Annotated in this window: 9 protein-coding genes; 6 read left to right on the top strand and 3 right to left on the bottom strand. The window is 40.0% G+C overall.

Features of this window, described 5'->3' with window-relative positions:
• Positions 1-45: 45 nt before the first annotated feature.
• Positions 46-1,302, top strand: coding sequence for an AAA family ATPase (locus ACM03V_RS10675; protein ID WP_414620753.1), 1,257 nt, complete (start codon positions 46-48; stop codon positions 1,300-1,302).
• A complete protein-coding gene (locus ACM03V_RS10670) occupies positions 1,299-1,940 on the top strand; it encodes a retron system putative HNH endonuclease (protein WP_414620752.1) in 642 nt (213 codons plus the stop codon). Before ACM03V_RS10675 ends, ACM03V_RS10670 begins: the two co-directional genes overlap by 4 nt.
• 195 nt (positions 1,941-2,135) lie before the next feature.
• On the opposite strand, the gene ACM03V_RS10665 is transcribed toward ACM03V_RS10670, so the two are convergent.
• Positions 2,136-3,053: a histone deacetylase gene (locus ACM03V_RS10665; RefSeq protein ID WP_414620751.1), complete on the bottom strand. Its 918-nt coding sequence runs from the start codon at positions 3,051-3,053 to the stop codon at positions 2,136-2,138.
• 594 nt (positions 3,054-3,647) lie between these two features.
• Between ACM03V_RS10665 and ACM03V_RS10660 the strand changes: the two genes are divergently transcribed.
• The gene (locus tag ACM03V_RS10660; protein ID WP_414620750.1) at positions 3,648-6,806 is read left to right on the top strand and encodes a DUF4114 domain-containing protein; all 3,159 of its coding nucleotides are present in this window, start codon (positions 3,648-3,650) and stop codon (positions 6,804-6,806) included.
• Positions 6,807-6,975: 169 nt separating this feature from the next.
• On the opposite strand, the gene ACM03V_RS10655 is transcribed toward ACM03V_RS10660, so the two are convergent.
• Positions 6,976-9,072: an S-layer homology domain-containing protein gene (locus tag ACM03V_RS10655; protein WP_414620749.1), complete on the bottom strand. Its 2,097-nt coding sequence runs from the start codon at positions 9,070-9,072 to the stop codon at positions 6,976-6,978.
• A 352-nt stretch (positions 9,073-9,424) separates the two neighbouring features.
• Between ACM03V_RS10655 and ACM03V_RS10650 the strand changes: the two genes are divergently transcribed.
• A complete protein-coding gene (locus ACM03V_RS10650; protein ID WP_414620748.1) occupies positions 9,425-10,300 on the top strand; it encodes an alpha/beta fold hydrolase in 876 nt (291 codons plus the stop codon).
• Between the two features lie 68 nt (positions 10,301-10,368).
• Here the strand turns inward: ACM03V_RS10650 and ACM03V_RS10645 are convergent, their stop codons facing one another.
• Positions 10,369-11,208: a neutral zinc metallopeptidase gene (locus ACM03V_RS10645; RefSeq protein ID WP_414620747.1), complete on the bottom strand. Its 840-nt coding sequence runs from the start codon at positions 11,206-11,208 to the stop codon at positions 10,369-10,371.
• Between the two features lie 435 nt (positions 11,209-11,643).
• Between ACM03V_RS10645 and ACM03V_RS10640 the strand changes: the two genes are divergently transcribed.
• Both ACM03V_RS10640 and uvrA read left to right on the top strand, forming a co-directional pair.
• Entirely contained in the window at positions 11,644-12,252 is a 609-nt protein-coding gene (locus ACM03V_RS10640) for a PAP/fibrillin family protein (protein ID WP_414620746.1), read from the top strand.
• 176 nt (positions 12,253-12,428) lie between these two features.
• Entirely contained in the window at positions 12,429-15,332 is a 2,904-nt protein-coding gene (gene uvrA, locus ACM03V_RS10635) for an excinuclease ABC subunit UvrA (RefSeq protein ID WP_414620745.1), read from the top strand.
• Positions 15,333-15,336: the final 4 nt, after the last annotated feature.

Here is a 15,336-nt window from a genome sequence, read left to right as displayed (position 1 = left end):
TTCCATTTAATACGTAATTCTAAGTATTAAAACTTAATTCTAAGTATGAAAATTAAGCATATTGAGATGAACTCTTTTCGCGGAATTGGCGATATAAAGCTGGAATTCCAAGAAAAAGAACCGAATGTAATTATTGGTATTAACGGTGTCGGTAAATCCAGTATTCTTGAATGCATTGCAATTCTATTATCTCGCTATACAAAACCAGTCCAGTATCCCACAACTTCGGGGAGATTGTTCCAGGAAGAGGATATTTCTACGGGAAGTGAAGAAACTCGTAACGAGATTACTATTGAGACTTCTGGAGGTGAGGTAACTTGGTGTCTTTCTAAGATGCGAAAGAAACGTAGTAAAACCGCTGGTAGCGATTTAAGCGAACTACGTCAATTAATTGAATCAACTCACGAAAACTTAAAAAATAATTCTGAATTCAATTTACCCGTTATCGTTCATTATGGCGTAAATCGCGCCGTACTTGAAATTCCTTTGAGAGGTCGTAAAAAGCATTCTAACGAGCGGGTAAGCGCTTACGAGCAATCGTTAGACAGCGTACAAATAAACTTTAATAGCTTCTTCCAATGGTTTAGAAAGTTGGAAGATTTAGAAAACGAACAAAGAATTGATGATTCTAATTTTGTTAACCATCAATTAGAAGCAGTTAGACAGGCAATTTATTCTTTAATTACAGGTTTATCTAATTTAAGAATACGTCGTTCTCCATTAAGAATGACGGTGAAAAAACAGGATAGAGAATTAAATGTTAATCAGCTATCCGATGGAGAAAAATGTTTGCTGGCAATGGTGGGAGACTTAGCTAGAAGATTAGCGATCGCCAACCCTGGGCTTGAAGATCCATTGTTAGGTGATGGTATCGTTCTAATCGATGAAATTGAACTGCATTTACACCCCAGATGGCAAAGAGACATTATTCCAGCGCTGAAAAAAACGTTTACTAACTGTCAGTTTATTATCACCACTCACTCACCACAAGTAATTAGTCACGTTCATCCGGAAGGAGTGTTCATTTTAGAAAGAGATGACGAACAAAAACTGATTATTATGAGTCCCGAAGGTTCTTATGGAAGAGACAGCAATAGCATTTTAGAAGACTTAATGGAAGTTCCCGAAAGACCTCAAAAAATCAAAGATAGTTTGCAGCAACTATTCAAATTTATTGACGACGGAAACTTAAAAGGTGCTAAAGAATTACGTCAAAAATTAGTAGAAGAAATTGGCGACGACGAGCCGGAATTTGTGCGAGCGGATGTATTAATTCGACGTAAGGAAATTCTTAACAAATGAAACATATTGAAAAAGCTTCGGAGCCAAAAAGCTTAACTGCTTACAATAAGAAAGTTGGTAAAACTACGAAATGGAAATCCTTCAATCGTAGCGTTAAAAACGATGTCTACCAATCAATACTTTACGAACAAGGTTACATCTGTTGTTACTGCGGTATTCATATTAGTAGAAAAAGGTGTCATATTGAACACTATCGACCGAAAAGTAAGTATACCGATTTAACATTTACTTACAGTAATTTAATTTCTTCTTGTCAGGGAGAAGACGAACAAAGACCAACAAAACCCGTACATTGCGGACATAAAAAAGGCGGTTGGTTTGACGAAGATTTGATGATTTCGCCTTTAGATCCTAATTGTAATAAGTACTTTAGATACACTGGTGCGGGGGAAATATTACCGACAGTTGACCCCAAACATCAAGAAGCAGCCGAAACTACAATTAAAATGCTGGCGCTAGATATTAACAAGTTGAAGAAAATGCGCCGTAAAGTAGTTGATGGGGTGATGCAGGCGACTGAAGGGTTGACAGAGAAAGAAATTAAGCAGCTAGCTGAAGGTTATTTAGAGAGAGATGAAACAGAAAGTTATGCTCCTTTTTGGGCGACTATTGATTATGTGATGCGGCAGTTTTATTAACCTCACCCTCTTTCCCTCTCCTTGTCAAGGAGAGGGATGTCCTGTCTTGTCAGGGTGAGGTTTAAATGTATTGTATATACGGGCAGGAATCGCAAGACTGTACTTCATTTTTCTGCAAACTGCTGTATTTTTTATAATGTAGAGACGTAGCACTGCGAAGCTCTCTACATTGTTGATTGGTAATTTCGCAAATAATCACAACCCAAACTGCCGAAACACCTCACTCGCAGCCCGATGTAACAAAGAATGCCGCCACACTAAAGATTTCATATCATCCGCATAACCGCCACCAATAACGCAAGCAACGGGATAACCAGCAGCGACGCAAGTACTCAATACCTGCATTTCCCGACGATAAATTCCGGTATCTGTTAAAGCCAGCTTTCCCAATTTATCGCCTATATGAGTATCCACTCCGGCATCATATAATACTAAATCTGGATTTATTTGTGCGAGTAAATCCGGTAGATATTTAGCTAAAGTTTGCAAGTATGCATCGTCTTCCATTGCTTCGGGAAGAGGTACGTCTAAATCGCTTTTTTGTTTTTTACCGGGAAAGTTAACTTCGCAATGCATCGAGAAGGTAAAAACGCTTTCGTCATCTTGAAATATAAAAGCAGTACCGTCTCCTTGATGCACGTCTAAATCGACGATGAGAATTTTTTGCGCCAGGTTGAGTTTTTGGATGACACGAGTTGCGATCGCGAAGTCATTGAAAATACAAAAACCGGAGCCATAACTGGGGAAAGCGTGATGGGTACCTCCAGCAGTATTACAAGCTAAACCTTTACTTAAAGCTAATTTCGCCGCCAAAATTGTACCACCAACCGCCGTACAGGTACGATTAACTAATTGCGGACTCCACGGTAAACCGATGCGTCGTTGTGCTTTTGTATCGAGGGTTCCTTGTAAATAACCTTCTACAAAATCTGGTGTATGAACTAATTCGATAGTTTCTTGATTAGGTTTTTGGGGAATATAAAACTGTTGTAAATCCGCTACTCCATCGGATAAAAGTAATTCATAAAGTAAGCGAAACTTTGGCATTGGGAAACGATGCGCATCCGGTAATGGGGTAACGTAATCTGGATGGTAGATAATCGGTAACGACATAAAAAGTGAGGAGCTAAGGGCTAAAAGTTAATAATTGCATAGGTAGATAATTTATTCCTCTTTTCCCCATCTCACTTCTCTATTTATCTGTAAACCAATCCTACGGAATAATTTACATATAACTTTTTTACAGTTTCTGTTAAACCTGTTGGCGCTAACAAGTCACCAGCAGAAACTGATTTACCCTTCCTCTAAGTAAGTTTTCAATGGCAATACTTAGGTAATATTCTTCATTATAAATGGGTTCTATAGACATAATGGGATGCATAAATAACCTGACTTTTCACGGGATGTTGAAAGCGTCATTTTAGCCGCATTGAGAACCCTAATTCTTTGGGGACTAATTATCATTAGTTTATAGTTATTGATAATAAGTCTGTAGAAAAAGTAACGTTTTTTGGTTGACTCAGGACTTAGCATGAAAAGTCAGATAAATAACAACTGTATTATTGCGAACAACCAATTTTGCTTTCAAATGTTTAAGTGTAAATACGTAGATTTTCTAATTTAGTCACTAATTTTTGACATTCAAAACTAACTTAAGTTAAAACCAATAAGAAACCTTTTTATTAATAAAACATAAGGCTAATAAACATGGATGAAATATTAATGCCGCCAGGAGTCAGTCTAGCTTTTGACTCTATGAGTATTGCTGAAGATAGTGGTAAAGCGTTGGTATACACTTTTAAGCGCGATGGCGATACTACAAATGATTTAACAGTCAACTTTACTGTCAGCGGTGATGCGACTTCGGAAGATTACGATTTAACAGGGGCTGATGAAGGTTTTGATGGTAGTCAAGGTACAATTACTATTGCTGCCAAACAAAGCGAAGCCACTATTACTATTACACCGATTGCAGATAATGAAATTGAGTCGGATGAAACTATTAAGTTAAGTTTGGAAGAGGGTGCTGATTACATTATTAATAATCCAGAAATGTCCGATGCAAGAATGGATTCTTGGACAAATGAAGATGCCATGAAAATGAATGTTATCGGCAATGATGACGTTATGTTAAAGGCTCCTTGGGCAGAGAAGTTTAATGCTGCTGATAATGGCTATGAATTCCTAGCGGTGGATGCTGAAGGGAATACTTACGCAACGGGAGATTTTACAGGCGAAGTTATCCTTGGGAATGACACTCTTACATCCGCAGGTGGTTCGGATGTTTTTGTTGCCAAATTCGATACAGATGGAAAAATTGATTGGGCAAAGAATTTTGGCAATGAAAATAATGATTATGTTGAAGATATAGCCGTAAATAGTGATGGTGAAGTCTACTTTACCGGCACATTTGAGAATATAACTCCCTCTGAAGATCCTTCTCTACCTGGTGCTGAATCAGACGATATTTTTGTCACCAAACTTGCTGCAAATAGTGATGAATTATGGTCGAAAACCTTCGGCGGTACGAGCAATGACGAAGCCTCTGGTATTGAAGTAGATGCTGATGGTAATTCCTACATTACTGGAGGTTTTTCAGGACAAGTAACTTTTGGTAGTACTCCTGCTCTTGATGGCGGACAATCCGATGATGTATTTGTTGCTAAATTAGATAGTAAAGGTGATGTACTGTGGGCAAAAGACTTTGGTGCTGATTTAGAATTAGATCAAGCTGAAGATGTCGTTGTGGATAAAGAAGGTAATGCCTATCTTTTCATGACTGAAAATCTTGAAAGCGGCGCAGAAAATGTTTCGGTTGTCAAACTGAATAAAGACGATGGCAGCGAAACATGGAAAAAGACTTTTGGTGACACTACTAATTATGTCGTAGCTGAAGATATTGCTATAGATAATACAGGTAATACTTACATTGCTGGAGAATTCAGAGAGTCATTAACTTTTGGCAATGCTGCTCCTATTGAAGGTGGTGAAAATGGTGATGTATTTGTTACCAAATTAGATAGTAAAGGTGATGTAGTTTGGGCAAAAGATTTCGACAGTGAAAATAAGAGTAATGTTGAAGTCGAAGCTATTGCTGTTGATGATATGGGCAATAGTTACGTCACTGGATATTACAAAAGCGAAAGCATGAGTATTGGTAATTTCATGCTTTACGATCAAGGTGGCGAAAGTAGTGAAGGTGAAGATGCTTTTATCGCCAAATTTGACAGCGAGGGTAAGGTAAAGTGGGCGCAAAATATCGGCGGTATGAATGGAGAAACTGTCTCCGATATCGCTGTAAATGATGGCAAAATCTACATTGCTGGTGAGTTTTACCAAGAAGCTACTTTCGGAGATAAAACTCTAAAAACTGACAATTCTAGAGATACATTCCTTGTTAAATTAGAAGAAGGAGAATTTCAAAAAGAAAAACCGGAAGTAAGTTTATCGGTTGATTCTAATACCATTACCGAAGGTAGTAGCAGCAATCAAGTTACTTACACTTTCACTCGCACGGGTGAAGTAACTGCGGCTTTAACAGTTGAATTTACCGTTACTGGTACTGCTAAATTTAAGGAAGATTACTCTTTAACCGGCGCTGATGAAGGGTTTGATGGTAGCAAGGGTAAGATTACTTTCAAAACAGGAGAAAAAACGGCTAAGGTAACTTTAGATATTAGCGATGATTCTGATACTGAAGAAAATGAAACTATCGCTTTAAGCTTAGTAGAAACAAGCGAGTATATGGTTTCTAAAATGGATATCGCGATGGGTACTATCACCATTAACAGTGACGATATAGAAACTATTGTTGATGAAAAACCAGATGTTTCTATAGGTGATGATAATGACAATGACAGTGACGACGATCAAGTAGATTTCAGCTTAATATCTAAAACCAAGCAAACCTTCAAGTTCAAAAGCAAATTCAAAAACGGTAAATCTTCCATCAAGTTTTCTTTCAAGAGTAAAAGTGTCAAAGAATTCCAAGAAATTGGTTTCTTTACCGTTGATGATGAAGAGGGAACTATTGATGGGATTTCTCCCGATGATGAAAAGTATGCCGAAGTCGCTTTAAAACGTTCTCAAAGCATATTTTCTTTGTTAGGAAATACGCCTCAAGGTTTCTCCGATACCGATATTGAAAAGGTTTTAGAATTTAGCAGCGATACTACTTTCCGTTTCTTGTCGGTGAAAAATGGTAGCCTTAAAGATGTGAAGAAAGGCAAAGTCAAATTATCGCAAGTAACTTTTTCTTCTACTGATTTCTTGGAAGTATCCGAGTTTGAAAAAAATGACTTTGATTTAGATTTTGCAGGTGTAAAAATCAAGATGAAATTCGATGCTAAAGCTAAGAAAACTATCGGCAACGGATTGCAAGATGAAATCGCAGTGCTTGATTTGAGAAGCGAAGAATTAAGCGGCAAGCAAAAGGTAAAATTTACCGTTAACCGCGAAGCTGCATATGAGAACCTTGTTGGTTTCTTCCAAGTTACTGATGAAGATGGTGGTATAGATACCGACGGCGACGGTACGGCAGATATACTAGTTGGAGATGCCGGTTACGCACAAGCAGCAGTTCAAAACCGTATCACTAGCATTGATTTAAGTGTAAAAAATCAGTCTACAGCAAGTTTTGAAGGCGAATTTGATGCTGGTTCGATATTTGTACCTTTCTTAATTGTTGACGGTACTGTAGAGAATTTCAATGAGGTTTTCTTCCCATTCCTTGGTGCTAATTCCGATGGTGTCGATCATGTTATGATGCTCGGCGATAATCTTTTCGGATTTGAAGATTTAACAGGAGGTGGGGACAGAGACTTTAACGATATTATTGTCAAGGTTGATTTTAGTGTAAATACATAAATTTGATACTGACAAAATATTAATCTAGAGACGTAGCACTGCTACGTCACTTTTTTTTGTCTGCGTAATGCAATATATTGATTCTCTATCAAATCCAATACAAAAAATAGGATGAGCAAAAATACTCATCCTAGTCGTAATCTATATTACTTAATAAACAAATAAACTATTATCTTTTTCCACCTGGAGTACGTCCACCTTCGTCGTTGCTACCACCGTGGGGACGAGAATTTCCTGGATCGCAGCCTTCAGCACCGTTACCAATTCCTTGGTTGCAATTCTGTTTGGGTTTTTTAGTACGACTAACGTTAACATTGTCGTTTTCTTCCATTTCGGCAATCTGCTCTAATTCTGCGGCTTCTTGGGTTTGTCCGACGGCGTACTGCGATGATATATCTGCTACCTCGCCGGTACTAACTAAAGCTTTATATAGCAAGGCGCTAACTTCGGCTCTGGTTGCTACTTTTTCAGCATTTAGGGTTGATACGTTGGGATAATTAACCACAACTCCCCTTTGTGTCAGAGCGGCGATCGCACTCCGCACGTCGCTGCGAATCATTGTGGCATCTGTATAAGCTGTCAATATTGTTTCTGTGGAACCACTGACGTTATAGTTAAGTCCCCGCGCAAATGCAAGCAAGACTTCTAAACGCGAAAGGGCTTTTTTAGGTTTGAATTTACTATCTTCTACAGTCAAAAAGCCCATTTCGTATGCTTTAGTAATAGCGTTGGATGCCCAATAACGATTGGAAACATCGCTAAATTTGATGGCTTTGCGAACTTTGACTTTTTCAAAGGCTTGATTAATCATCGCTGCAAATTGAGCGCGGTTGACTTGTTCGTCGGGACGAAAAGTACCGTCGGGGAATCCTTCAATAATTTCTAAGGCAGCTAATTCGGCAATAAAATCTTTTGCCCAGTGATTCCTTGATACGTCAGAAAATGCTACCTGAATGTTGCGGGATACACCGACATCACGATAAGCCATCATTTGCTGGGTGACATCGAAGGAATTATTCTGTTGGCTGACTTCGGTAATTTTAACTATACTACCGGGAGCGGCTTTTAAAGCGGCAGCAGAATCAGAACTAAAAATGTCCATAGAGCTATTAGCAAGGGAATATTCACCGCTGGAAAAAGAAGCGGAATAAACGCTGCTGGCAGTTGATATTCCCTGCATTTGGAATTCGCTGACGTTGATATTGCTGCTGCTGCTAAGGAAACTCACGCGCTGGTTACGAACTTCGGTAAAGTAGCTGTAGGTGTTAGAGTTTGCATCAATGTTACCGTCAAAATCTGAGTCAATTCCGTAGACGGTGCGAACAACTTGATTTTGGGCGGGATTGCTGGGCAAAATCAAGTTAACTACAGTATTGGCTGACAAATATTCAAATTCGCTGTAGCCGATAAAGCGTTTTTGCATATCGTACAAACGAACAACCATTCTATCGCCAGTTTTTAATCCCTTAACAAATTTGGCTTTCTGCTTTTGCTTAATTTTGTATTTGTAATCACCTAAAAACCGCTCTTTATAAAAACCTTTCTTACCGCCTTTAGTTTTTACAGAAACACGGGTAATGACTTCAGAAAGATTTCCTGCTGGCTGTAAAATTGCGATCGCGATTCCCGATTTGCTTTTGATTTTAACCTGACTGCTGGCATTAACTTGGGTGCTGCGTGCTGCAACATTAGTAGCTCTAGCTTGAGTACTGCTGCTATTAGCAGAGAGTACCCGAGAGCGGCGCTGTACCTGCATATCGCGACGGCTTACTTGACTCATGACTGTTTGTCGCTTAACCATCATAGCGCTGTAAGTTTGAGTGGATTCTTCATCCAACTTGGCTATTTTCCCCGATTTATCGGTGCGATAAACCCACATTTGGCTGTCGCTAGCAACCACGGCTATATAACCGGGAACCAAACCTTTACTACAGTTTCCTTTCAAACCCAAACAACCATTTACCCAAGTTGTTTTTTCTGCTTTCAACAACCGCAAAGCTGAATATTCTACTTTTGTTTGCTCGGAGATATCTTTAAAAACTGCTGCTTTCACAGTTTCCGGTAGCATTACACCAGCCTTTTTTTCATCCTCATCGTCATTATCTGCCAGTAACAACCGTTGTAACTGAATATTTTCGACAGTTTCGTCACCAGCAGTAGAAAAACTCTCAGCCGCAAACGCTCCAGATACAGGAAAGGCGATCGCCGTTGTCGAAGCCGCAGCCAAAATGATTTTACTTAAAGCAGCAATATAATTTTGATTCATTCTTTCAACCACACAATTAATAAAACAAATTCAAAGACAAATCAGCCTGTGAATCTTAATTTATTAATCCCTTAAACTGAATCAAACTAACAATAAAAGAGCTATTTTTTAAATCTTTATCATTGCTTTATTCTCTAAATAATTTCAACTAAGAATAATTACGTATTAGTCTTTTATTTATTAATAAATAGCCATTTACCCGGCGGTTGAAACCGCACGCCAGTTCCTTCAAGTCGGGGAACCCGCCCAACACACTGGCTTAGCTACACAAACAAAAGCCACCTGCGTGGGTTATTAACACCTACAAACCGTTAACATAATAAGAAAGCCTTCACTTATCTTCACAAAAACCGTGACTACCACACCACAAACAACAACCTTTGAAAAACTCTTTTGGAATTGGAAAGGTTACAAAATTCAATACACCGTCATGGGTACGGGAAAACCTTTAGTACTAATTCACGGTTTCGGCGCATCTATCGGACATTGGAAGAAAAATATTCCCGTATTAGCTGACGCTGGCTATCAAGTTTTTGCACTTGATTTACTAGGATTTGGCGGCTCCGATAAAGCGCTGATTGATTACAGCGTCGATTTATGGGTAGAGTTACTCAAAGATTTTTATCAAGAGCAGATTAAACAGCCTGCCGTATTTATCGGTAACTCCGTCGGTGCATTAATTAGCTTGACTATAGCCGTAGAACACCCCGAAATCACCAGCGGCGCTGTTTTAATTAACGCTGCGGGAGGATTGAGCCATCGCTCTGATGAACTAAACCCAGTATTAGGTTTTGTTATGGGGAGTTTTAATAAATTGGTGAGCAATCAGATAACAGGTAAATTTGTATTTAATAATATTCGCAGAAAATCGCAAATTCGCCGCACGCTTTATCAAGTTTATCGCGATCGCAATGCTGTCACCGATGAATTAGTAGATATGCTTTACGAACCATCTTGTGACGAAGGCGCACAGCAAGTATTTGCATCAATATTAACAGCGCCTCCCGGTGTTTCCCCAGAGGAATTGTTGCCAAAGGTCGAGCGTCCATTATTAATAATTTGGGGTGCAGATGACCCCTGGACACCGATTACAGGAGCAAAAGTTTACGAACAAGCTAGAGATAACGGCAAAGATATCAAGATAGTACCTATACCAGGAGCGGGGCACTGTCCCCATGATGAAGTTCCCGATTTGGTGAACCCAGAAATTTTGGAATGGATGGGGTGATGGGGTGATGGGGAGATGGGGAGACAAGGGGACAAGGGGAATTATAACCTTTAAGCTTTGCCCAATTCTCAACTTTCAAAAGTATTACAAGCATCAACGCTACCCGATTGAAAACCTGTTTTAAACCATTTAACCCTTTGTGCAGAACTTCCGTGTGTAAAGGATTCGGGGACGACATATCCTTTGGCTTGCTTTTGCAATCTATCGTCTCCGATACTTGCAGCGGCATTCAGGGCTTCTTCAATATCGCCAGGTTCGAGAATTTGTCTTGCTTTCTGTGCTTTATTCGCCCAAATACCGGCGAAACAGTCTGCTTGCAATTCCAATCTGACGGAAAGTTGGTTTGCTTCAACTTTACCAACTCGATTTTGGACGCTTCTAACTTTGTCGGATATTCCCATCAAGTTTTGCACGTGATGTCCAACTTCGTGAGCGATTACATATGCTTGAGCAAAATCTCCGGGTGCGCCAAGCTTGTTTTTTAAATCTCGGAAAAAACTTGTATCTAAATATACTTTTTCGTCTGGGGGACAGTAAAAAGGGCCTACCGCAGCACTCGTATAACCGCAAGCTGATTGTACTGCATCGCTAAAAAGAACTAATTTCGGTTCCCGGTAGTTTGCTCCCATTTGTCGAAATAGCGGATTCCAGGTATCCTCGGTATCGGCGAGTACAACTGAAACAAATTTTCCCATATCGTCTTGAGGTTGAGAAGTCGTTTGAGTTGGAGTAGAATAACCGTTATCTCTGGGAGCAATCTGGTCGATAATTGCTGGATCTACACCCAAAAGAACTGCAATTAAAGTAAGCACCAAACCGCCAAGCCCACCACCAACTAAGCCCGGAGAAACACTTCTACCGCGTCTATCTTCTACATTGTCGCTTTTTCGACCAAATTCCCAACGCATAATAATAATTAGTAATTTTTAGGTTGTAACTCGTAATTATTATACAGATGGGTTTTGATACCTATTCTTAATTAATTACGAATTTTTCTTTTGTCAGCAGTATGAACGATTTGAGTCAATTTTGAAAACTAACTTTAGTCTTGCTTATTGTTTGCTCTACTTATGGCTAAAGAGAGAGGGAATGGGGCATTGGGCATTGGGCATTGTTTTTAGTTCATGCAATTGTGTCACACGAGCGTAGCCCTCACCCCGCCCTGACGGGCACCCCTCTCCAGGAGAAGGGCAGAGGGGAGGGGGAGAGGGATTCGGGGTTGAATGCGAACACGTTTTTTGGATGATTTTTTACCCTTTGAAAAGGCACAAAGTCAACACCCCAGGCTCTGCCTCTTGATTAATGATATTTTGCTATTAGTTTCCTCTATAAAATATTAAAATATGACAGTACAAAATCCAACTATTCAATCTCTGAAAACTCAGCTAATGCAACAGGTAGAAGCGTTACCATTGCAACAAGCCATATTCCCCCAAGCAGAACCAAATATAGATCAAATTATTCAAAAAATCGAGGAAATTAACCCAACTCCACAACCGTTAAGTTTAAAAAATCAAGCTTTAATATCTGGTAACTGGCAATTAATATATGCTTCCAACGGAACAGTCGTGACTCGTCAAGTTGCCACAATTCCCGATTGGACAGGAATTAACATTAAACAGGTATATCAAACTTTAACTGCGAATAATGCCGGAATTACAGCTTCTAACTGTGCCAAAATCGAATTACCTTTATTAGGTGAATGGAAAATCCAAGCTTCTGGAATTTGGAAATGTGAGGAAGATCAAAAAACTGCTTTTGTCAGCTTCGATGCATTTGGATTTCAAGCAACAAAACCTTTTAATTTACCATTTGATTTACCCGAATTAAAAATCCCAGTTATCGAAGCTCTCCGCAACGAAGCTGTATGGATAACTTCTTATTTGGATGAGGAAATTCGAGTTGGAAGGGGGAAAACGGGGAATTTGTTTTTGTTCGAGAAAAAGGGGTAGAGGGGGTAGAGGGGGAGATAGGGGGACAAGGGGACAAGGAGAATTTTAAACCTTTAACCTTTAACCTTTAACCTTTAACCTTAATTTCCAAAATTTAAGTACGATTGTTCTACCATAACTACAGTAACGATAGTATTATTAAAGATTGTTCATTGCCGCCATCCCACCTTGCTGATATGTCAGAAACAAAGTTAGCTGCATCCTTAAATGGAAAACTCCCTAACTCTAACCAAAATACAATCCGCATTCGCGGTGCTAGGCAGCATAATTTAAAAAATGTCGATCTAGAAATTCCTTCGCGTCAACTTATTGTTTTTACTGGGGTTTCTGGCTCTGGTAAGTCTTCTTTGGCTTTTGATACCATCTTCGCCGAAGGGCAGCGTCGTTATGTTGAGTCGCTTAGTTCCTATGCGCGGCAGTTTTTGGGACAAATGGATAAGCCGGATGTGGAAGCGATTGAAGGTTTAAGCCCAGCGATTTCTATCGATCAAAAGTCTACTTCTCACAACCCGCGTTCGACTGTAGGAACGGTAACGGAAATTTACGATTATCTACGTCTGTTGTTTGGTAGGGCTGGCGAGCCTCATTGCCCGGTGTGCGATCGCTCTATTGCTCCTCAAACGATAGATGAAATGGTTGATAAAATCATGGAGTTGCCCGATCGCACTAAGTTCCAAATTTTGGCTCCGGTGGTGCGCGGTAAGAAGGGTACTCATGCCAAATTATTATCCAGTCTCGCTTCTCAAGGTTTTGTCCGAGTTCGTATCGATGGCGAAGTGCGAGAACTTTCGGACTCTATAGAATTAGATAAAAAATATACTCATACTGTAGAAGTTGTTATCGACCGTTTAATTAAAAAAGCCGGTATTGAAGAGCGTTTGGTTGATTCTCTGTCTACGTGTTTAAAACAGTCTAATGGTATTGCAGTAATCCTCTATACTCCTACCTCCCCTAACCCCTCCTTGGAAAAGGAGGGGGATAAAGAAGAAGAGAAAGACCAAGAATTAGTCTTTTCGGAAAACTTTGCTTGTCCCGAACATGGCGCGGTAATGGAAGAATTATCGCCGCGTTTATTTTCCTTTAATTCACCTTATGGTGCTTGTGCTAATTGTCACGGAATAGGCACATTAAAAAGATTTTCCCGCGATTTAGTTGTACCCGATGCTCAATCACCAATTTACGCTGCGATCGCGCCTTGGTCTGAAAAAGATAATTCCTATTACTTGGAGCTACTTTACTCTCTGGGACAGGATTATGGCTTCGAGTTACAAACGCAGTGGCAAAATTTGACTGAGGAACAGCAAGAGATAATTTTAGAGGGAGAAAGCAAAACGCCGGAATCGGAACGAATCAAGAAATTTAAGGGCGTGTTACCGATTTTACAGCGCCAGTATGAGGGTGGTTCGGAATTAATTAAACATAAATTAGAACAATATATTATCGATCAACCTTGTCCGGTATGCGAAGGTAAAAAGTTGAAACCGGAAGCTTTAGCCGTAAGGTTGGGACAGTATAAGATTTTGGATTTAACTGGGGTTTCGATTACTGACACTCAGGAAAGAATCAATAATTTACAGTTAAGTAAGCGGCAAATGCAAATTGCAGACTTGGTATTGCGCGAAATCAAAGCGCGTTTGCAGTTTCTTTTGGATGTGGGCTTAAATTATTTAACTTTGAATCGTACAGCAATGACGCTTTCGGGTGGAGAAGCCCAGCGAATTCGGTTAGCAACTCAAATCGGTTCTGGGTTAACTGGCGTGTTATACGTACTCGACGAACCAAGTATCGGTTTGCACCAGCGCGACAACGCTAAATTGCTGCAAACTTTATTTAGATTGCGGGATTTGGGTAACACATTAATTGTGGTAGAACACGATGAAGAAACAATTCGCGCCGCCAACCACATTGTTGATATTGGTCCAGGCGCGGGTATTCACGGAGGACATATTGTAGCAGAAGGTGATTTACAGGTACTGCTAGATGCAGAGGATTCTTTAACTGGTGCTTACTTATCGGGAAGAAGAGTAATCAAAACTCCCGCTCAGAGAAGAGATGGAAACGGCGTTAATTTAGTTATGCAAAACGCCCATCGCAACAACTTACGGAATATAGATGTAGAAATTCCTTTAGGTAAATTAGTTTCAGTTACAGGTGTTTCGGGTTCGGGTAAATCAACTTTAGTCAACGAGTTACTTTATCCCGCACTAAAACACCACCTGCTCAAAAAAACTCCGATGCCGAAAGAAATTGACGGCATGAAGGGATTGAAAGCAGTTGACAAAGCAATTGTGATCGATCAATCTCCCATCGGTAGAACTCCACGTTCCAACCCAGCAACTTATACGGGCATATTCGACGCAATTCGTGCGGTATTTTCGGAAACCATCGAAGCCAAAGCGCGGGGTTACAAACCGGGGCAGTTTTCGTTTAATGTCAAAGGCGGACGTTGCGAAGCCTGTGCGGGGCAAGGTGTCAACGTGATCGAAATGAATTTTCTCCCAGATGTCTACGTACAGTGCGAAGTCTGCAAAGGTGCCAGATATAACCGCGAAACCTTGCAGGTAAAATACAAAGACAAATCAATTTCTGATGTTCTCAATATGACAGTTGAAGAAGCATTAGAATTTTTCACCAACATTCCCAAAGCAGCAAATAAACTGCAAACTTTGCTAGATGTTGGTTTAGGGTATGTAAAACTCGGACAACCAGCCACAACCTTATCGGGTGGTGAAGCGCAACGGGTAAAATTAGCCAGCGAATTATCGCGTCGAGCTACCGGGAAGACGCTTTACTTAATCGACGAGCCGACAACCGGATTATCATTTTACGACGTACATAAATTATTAGATGTACTGCAAAGATTAGTAGATAAAGGTAATTCGATTTTGGTTATTGAACACAACTTAGACGTAATTCGTTGTTCCGATTGGGTGATAGATTTAGGTCCCGAAGGAGGAGATAAAGGAGGAGAAGTTATCGCTGTAGGTACTCCCGAAGATGTAGCGAAGAATGAAAAGTCGTATACGGGGAGGTATTTGAAGCAGGTATTAAAGCAGTATCCGGCAAGTAAAGCGGGGTAATAAA

This window comes from Calothrix sp. CCY 0018 (assembly GCF_963920925.1).
Lineage (GTDB): Bacteria > Cyanobacteriota > Cyanobacteriia > Cyanobacteriales > Nostocaceae > Rivularia.
Note: the sequence above shows the minus strand (reverse complement) of the source record. Positions and strands in the feature narration are given on the sequence as shown.

Excerpts from the sequence above, each read along its gene's own strand:
- ACM03V_RS10675 (WP_414620753.1), top strand. The coding sequence starts at position 46 with ATGAAAATTAAGCATATTGAGATGAACTCTTTTCGCGGAATTGGCGAT.
- ACM03V_RS10670 (WP_414620752.1), top strand. The coding sequence starts at position 1,299 with ATGAAACATATTGAAAAAGCTTCGGAGCCAAAAAGCTTAACTGCTTAC.
- ACM03V_RS10665 (WP_414620751.1), bottom strand. The coding sequence starts at position 3,053 with ATGTCGTTACCGATTATCTACCATCCAGATTACGTTACCCCATTACCG.
- ACM03V_RS10660 (WP_414620750.1), top strand. The coding sequence starts at position 3,648 with ATGGATGAAATATTAATGCCGCCAGGAGTCAGTCTAGCTTTTGACTCT.
- ACM03V_RS10655 (WP_414620749.1), bottom strand. The coding sequence starts at position 9,072 with ATGAATCAAAATTATATTGCTGCTTTAAGTAAAATCATTTTGGCTGCG.
- ACM03V_RS10645 (WP_414620747.1), bottom strand. The coding sequence starts at position 11,208 with ATGCGTTGGGAATTTGGTCGAAAAAGCGACAATGTAGAAGATAGACGC.
- ACM03V_RS10640 (WP_414620746.1), top strand. The coding sequence starts at position 11,644 with ATGACAGTACAAAATCCAACTATTCAATCTCTGAAAACTCAGCTAATG.
- uvrA (WP_414620745.1), top strand. The coding sequence starts at position 12,429 with ATGTCAGAAACAAAGTTAGCTGCATCCTTAAATGGAAAACTCCCTAAC.